This window comes from Acidovorax sp. PRC11, from assembly GCF_031844105.1.
Lineage (GTDB): Bacteria > Pseudomonadota > Gammaproteobacteria > Burkholderiales > Burkholderiaceae_C > Paracidovorax.
Genome location: NZ_JAUZUQ010000045.1, coordinates 1 through 5,775, shown reverse-complemented (window position 1 = coordinate 5,775; position 5,775 = coordinate 1). Strand labels below are relative to the sequence as shown.

At 59.0% G+C, this 5,775-nt stretch carries 3 protein-coding genes and 1 pseudogene; all 4 read left to right on the top strand.

The annotated features are described in order from the left end of the window. Positions 1–2,167 (top strand): annotated as a pseudogene (locus Q9R47_RS24060) (hypothetical protein); the annotation flags it as partial. 1 nt (position 2,168) lies between these two features. Next, on the top strand, positions 2,169–2,600 hold the full coding sequence (locus Q9R47_RS24055; protein WP_311235624.1) for a hypothetical protein: 432 nt from the start codon (positions 2,169–2,171) through the stop codon (positions 2,598–2,600). 275 nt (positions 2,601–2,875) lie between these two features. Continuing rightward, complete coding sequence (locus tag Q9R47_RS24050) at positions 2,876–5,410, top strand: LysM peptidoglycan-binding domain-containing protein (RefSeq protein ID WP_311235623.1); 2,535 nt, start codon at positions 2,876–2,878, stop codon at positions 5,408–5,410. Positions 5,411–5,447: 37 nt separating this feature from the next. Beyond that, positions 5,448–5,705, top strand: coding sequence for a hypothetical protein (locus Q9R47_RS24045; RefSeq protein WP_311235622.1), 258 nt, complete (start codon positions 5,448–5,450; stop codon positions 5,703–5,705). Positions 5,706–5,775 lie beyond the last annotated feature (70 nt).

Sequence of the window (5,775 nt, the reverse complement as noted above, 5' to 3'; positions counted from 1 at the left end):
AAAAGACATCGCGCGCAACGTGCTGGGCGATGCGAGCCTGTGGTGGCGCATCGCGGAGGCCAACTGCCTGGCGGTGTCGGGCGACGGGGCGCTGACGGCGGGTCAGACGCTGACGGTTCCGAAGTTGTCGCTGAATGCGAACAGCGTGGAGACGTTCCAGCCCTACGATCCGAGCCAGGCGATGGGGAGTATGGATCCAGTGCTGCCAGTGCCGGCGAATGGGGGTGGGTGCGGGGGGATCGGGGCGATCATCATGGTCGTCGTGGCGATCGTGGTCACGATCTACACGGCCGGTGCACTAGCGGCCGCGGGTTCGCTGGGCTCGAATGCTCTGGGTGCAGCCACACTGGCGGGCACCACCACCGGAGGAGGGTTCGCCGCCACCATGGCCGCAGGGGCCAGTGTCTTGGGAGGTGGTGCGGGCATTGGTGCAGGAATAGCTGCCGGCGTGGCAGGCGGCGCGATGGGGTCGATCGTCAGCCAGGCGGTCGGCAGTGCGATCAGTGCGCACGATGGCTTCAGCTGGAAGGGCGTTGCGCTCTCTGCCCTGAGCGGAGGGGTATCCGGAGGACTGGCAGGCACCAGCCTGCTGGGCGGAACGACCCTCGGGGTGACGGTGGCCCGGGCTGCCGCGAGCAGTGTGCTCTCGCAAGGCATCGGCGTGGCCACGGGCCTGCAGAGCAGCTTCAACTGGAAGAGCGTGGCGGCAAGCGCTTCGGGTGCCGGAGTGGGCTGGAGCATGAACAATGCGCTTGGCCTGACTGATGCGAACGGCATGGGAATCGATCAGTCGTTCGGTCTGGAGTCGATTGGCAAGGCCACGCTGAGTGGATTTGCTGCAGGGCTCACAACCGCTGTGGCGAGAGGCGGACGTATCAGTGTGCAGCAGGTGGCGACCGATGCGTTTGGCAACGCATTAGGACAGTCGCTGGCTTACAGCAGCGGTCAAGCCTCGGAAGCGAAATCGGATATGCAGGACGATCGGCTGGGCGACTTCATTCAGCAGAACCAGGATGATTGGAACCGCCGGATCATCACGGCAGACGTGCATGACGCACTGTTAGACGCATTCGACAATCCACGGTCTTATGTGAGCGGGTTGGGCACACAAGTAGCGGACTTCGTGTCGAACGATGGTCAGCGCATCACAGAGCGTGGCTATCCCATCGTTGGTGAGCGTACACTAACAGATGCACCGATCATACCCGTCGGACTATTGCCTCAAGGCGTTGATACCGACTCTGTATTTAGCTTCAAGGATGAAAATAATGCTGTGTTCTACGGCATGAGAATGCCCGATGGAAAGGATGCATTCAAACATCAGAGCTTGTTCTTCCCGGAGGGCGCCCAAAAGCAGGATGGCCCATATCGGATGGAAATCGTCGGCACTAGCTCGTCGCCTGAAAATTTCACGGCAGATCAGCTGTTCGAAGACACTAGTAACCGTAATATCGCTGCAGGTACGCACGACACATTCCGCGAAATAGGTAATGCCGTCTCAGACGGCCGCTATGGCGATGCATGGAGGTACATGACTTTTGACGCTTCGCCACAAGCGCGTGCGGCAGCTGTGGCGCGAGTGTTTACCAAGCCAAGTCCGGACATCGCTCGCATAGACAAGATGATCGCCTCGCCCATCGGCACGATCGTGTCAGGTGTCTCCAGGATTTTGGGCGCTCACCAGACGACACAAGATCGCGTGCTGGACTATGTTAGCGCTTGGGAAGGTATTTTGGGATCGGCTACTGGTGCTTACAAGCAGACTCTGACGGCCAAGCCTTTTTCTCCATTTTTCGTATCTGCAATTGCTTCTAATAAGAGCAGTGTAGGAGGGGCGACGCGAGAAGATTATTGGCTAAAGCCTGCTCCAGCACTAAAAAATGATCCTTATCATCCAGATGAGGTGAAAGGTCGTAGTAATAATTTTCAAGAGCTGTATGGTGGTTTCGATGCAAGAAAGACAGCACAGGATTTAGGTTATGACCGCCGTATTCCTCCTCATAAAGCTCCCTTTGATTCGCATGGCCAGGACGTTTATTTCAACGGGAAAAATTATATCTCGCCAGATGTGGATGGGCACAATGTAACAAATGGGTGGAAGAAATTTGATGCGAATGGACAACGCATCGGGACATATAATTCTGAAATGATGCGTATCAAGGATTGACATGTTTAATATCTCATTCGTAGATGAGCCAATTTTGCGAAACGATGAACTCGTAGCCTTGGGTCGTATTGAGGGGCCAAGTTTAAGAGAGAATTTTTGGGCGCCTGTAGAATATTGGGGTAAAAATCAATATGAAATGCAGTGGCGGGATGCGATTCAAACTGCGCTAGCCGGTCGACCATCAGCAATTATCACTGCTATGCGAGATCCGAGATATGCGCGTTTTATTAACTGGTGGCCGATTTATCCCGTTAAAGATCATTTTCGATTGCAGAACCAGATGCTTTTGCTGGAGAGTATAGGCAGCCATTTTAACGAGCAGGATCTATATGTAAATGTTCCTCCTTACACAAATCTCAATAGTGATGGAGAGCTTCTGTCTGAATGGGAAATTTCCAAGCCTTTAATTTTGGATTTTCTCAATTCTCTCTGAACCCCAGCAGCCAGCGCGCGACGCAATGTCACAGCGACATGTATCGCGGCGCAGACCCCTGACGGCAGCCTCGCGGCATCGCTCACGAACCAGGTGACGCAACCCACCAGCAACGATGCGCGCTACGACCGCACGTTCGTGAACGATGCAAGTGGCACCACGGTGTTCGTGAGCCAGGGCGGGTTCAACGCCCAGGGCGAAGTCAACAGCAGCATCGCCAACCCGGCCTCGGGCTACCAGGGTGGGGTGACGGGCAGTGCCCTGACCCCGGGCACGTGCAGCGTCAGCTGGTCGCCAACGGCGAAGTGCTGGCCCGCTATGGCGACGCCCCGACATCCGAGGAGAACCCGACACAGACCAACAACCCGGTGTACGTGGACACGGCGGATTTCCGCCTGCAGGCCGCGCAGATCCGCCCACGCCACAAGAGCATGGACCCGATCGCCTACACGGTGGTGGGCGGGGAGACGCTCAAGGACATCGCGCGCAACGTGCTGGGCGATGCGAGCCTGTGGTGGCGCATCGCGGAGGCCAACAGCCTGGCGGTGTCCGGCGACGGGGCGCTGACGGCGGGGCAGACGCTGACGGTGCCCAAGCTGTCGCTGAATGCGAACAGCGTGGAGACGTTCCAGCCGTACGACCCGAGCCAGGCGATGGGGAGCATGGATCCGGTGTTGCCGGTGCCGGCGAACGGGGGTGGGTGCGGGGGGATTGGCCAGATCATCATGATCGTGGTGGCAGTAGTCGCGGCCTACTTCACTGCCGGGGCTGCAGCGGGATTGTTGGGCTCCGCGTTCCAAGCCGTAGGGGCCGGGGTAACCATAGGTACCACCACCCTCAGTGCGACGGGGGCCTTCATCGCCTCTGCCATCGGTGGGGCCGTGGGCTCGATCGCCAGCCAGGCCGTGGGCATCGCCATCGGTGCGCAGGAAGGCTTCAGCTGGAAAGGCGTGGCGCTCTCGGCCCTGGGCGGGGGCATCGCTTCCGGTTTGGCAGGCACGCAGCTGCTGGGAGGATCGCAGTTCGGCGTGTCCGTGGCGCGTGCAGCGGTGGGCAACGTGTTGTCCCAAGGCATTGCCGTGGTGACCGGGCTGCAGGACCGCTTCGACTGGAAGGGCGTTGTCGCGAGTGCTGCGGGTGCTGGCGTGGGCTGGGGCATGAATCAGGCACTGGGCCTTACGGACGCCAACGGTATGTCAACCAATATGCCCGACGGCGTGGAGAAGTTCGCGCGTGCGGGCCTGAGCGGCTTCGCGGCGGGCACGACCGCAGCCGTGATGCGCGGCGGACGCATCAGCGTGCAACAAGTGGCGACCGATGCGTTTGGCAATGCGTTGGGCAGCAGCGTGGCGGACATGATGACGCCGCGGGACTCGATCTACAGCCTGTCGCCCAAGGGCATGCGCGGGCTAGGAATTCAGGCACCGGCGGAATGGGGAACACCGAGTTGGACGGGGTACGACCAGTTCCTCAATGCATTCAGAAATCCCTCGGAGGCGGATCGATCGCAGGATGTGCAGTTGGCAGCCGGCCCGGGCTATATGGGCGGCACGGGCACAAGTGGCCGCGACAGCCTGAGCCTGAGTGACAACCGGGGACTGGAGTCGGCGAATTCGAAGATATTGAGCACTCTCCAGGCACAAGGGCTGGGGCTTAAGCAAAACATCGACTTGCTGAACGCTGCTTCCGCAGAAGCGGCGGCACTGAAGGAGGCAGAAGCTGCGGCGTCGGCAGGCAACCCGAGATCGATGCCTCCGGATCGTTGGATACCGGACAGCTCTGGCAATGGTGGCACCACGGTGGGGAGTCGGGACGACTGGCAAACCAACAATGCAGGAAATGGCTTCAACGTGCCTCGGTATGACTCGATGAAGTCCATCGACGGCCTGGATGCATGGTTCACCTTCAACTCTGCAGGCCGGGCTGCGGCGGGTGTCGGCGCTTTTGCTTTGAACGCATTCACAGCGATTCCCGGCTTGGTGAGAGGCGCGTGGAGACTGGGCCAGGATGCCTACGGCTACGCGAGCTACGCTCTAGCGCCGCAACGCAGCCTGCTTACGGGACAGGCATTCGCGTACCAGCCCAAGAGTGCGCTGATGCAGAGCATCGAGCAGCAGGGAGTGCTGGGCACAGTGGGTGCTGGGATCACGGGGACTGTGCGGAACGCGCCGGGGATTGGTGTGATTGGCGCGCTTGTACAACCTCACCGGGACTGGAGGGACGTGGGGGAGCAACTGGCTAACACCGGCATGGTGGCTATTAGCGGTAGCATCGGCCGTTCGTCATTTGGCAATGTGAGAGGTGTGCCTCCGCTGCCCGGCCAAGCAAACTTTATCGGGCCAATGAAGCCGAGCAACTGGGATGCTTTGATAGCACATCCGGACGGTCACGCTTTCAGCGTACACGGCGGTGGCGTAACAGATGCCGACCTAATCGTGCGTGCACGCACGGGTGTGAAGCCGGACGGAAGTACCGGGCCGATTCCTCCGCTTTCCTCCGCGTTCCATTCGGACACCTTGCTTGTTTCAGCAGACCAGTCTATCCGCAGTGGCGGAGGCCTTGCGAATGCCATCGCGCGCCAGCCAGGTCAATCAGTTGTTCGCGTGGAAGCGCAGGACGTCGGCAACCTGGGGATGGACCTGGGATATGGTTACGTCCGACTTGGCTCTACGGGCAACAAGGCGGCGAACGCTTCCGCTCTCGGCCCGATACAGCGAGTCAATAGCCTCAACAGTGCGCAAGGCATCTACGAACTCAACCCACTAACGGGCGTCTGGGAAACAATTACTGTCTACCCAGCACCTTATTAAAAACATCGTTATGGTTAACTTCCCTACCATTGTTTACATGCTTCGCACCGCTTACAACGCGGAAGACGGTCTTAGCGAGGATGCTTCGATTCGTCTGTACCAACGAGCTTCTGGCGCAGGCGATAACCGCACAAAGCTAGAGGTAGAGCTTCGCGAGGCGTTCTCTCGAAATGACGTGTCTTGGCGTCAACTGCTTTGCAATGACGATTTCGAGGTCGCCGATATCGAAACCGAGGATGAGGCGCGGGAGCATGCACGCAAAATTCTGTGGGAACCTATCTTCGGTAAAAACTGAGATGACCGGTTGAAGATGGCCGAAAGCGGGCCTTCTAATTCTTGGCAATACCGGATGTGCTACGCCGGTG

Excerpts from the sequence above, each read along its gene's own strand:
- Q9R47_RS24055 (WP_311235624.1), top strand. The coding sequence starts at position 2,169 with ATGTTTAATATCTCATTCGTAGATGAGCCAATTTTGCGAAACGATGAA.
- Q9R47_RS24045 (WP_311235622.1), top strand. The coding sequence starts at position 5,448 with ATGCTTCGCACCGCTTACAACGCGGAAGACGGTCTTAGCGAGGATGCT.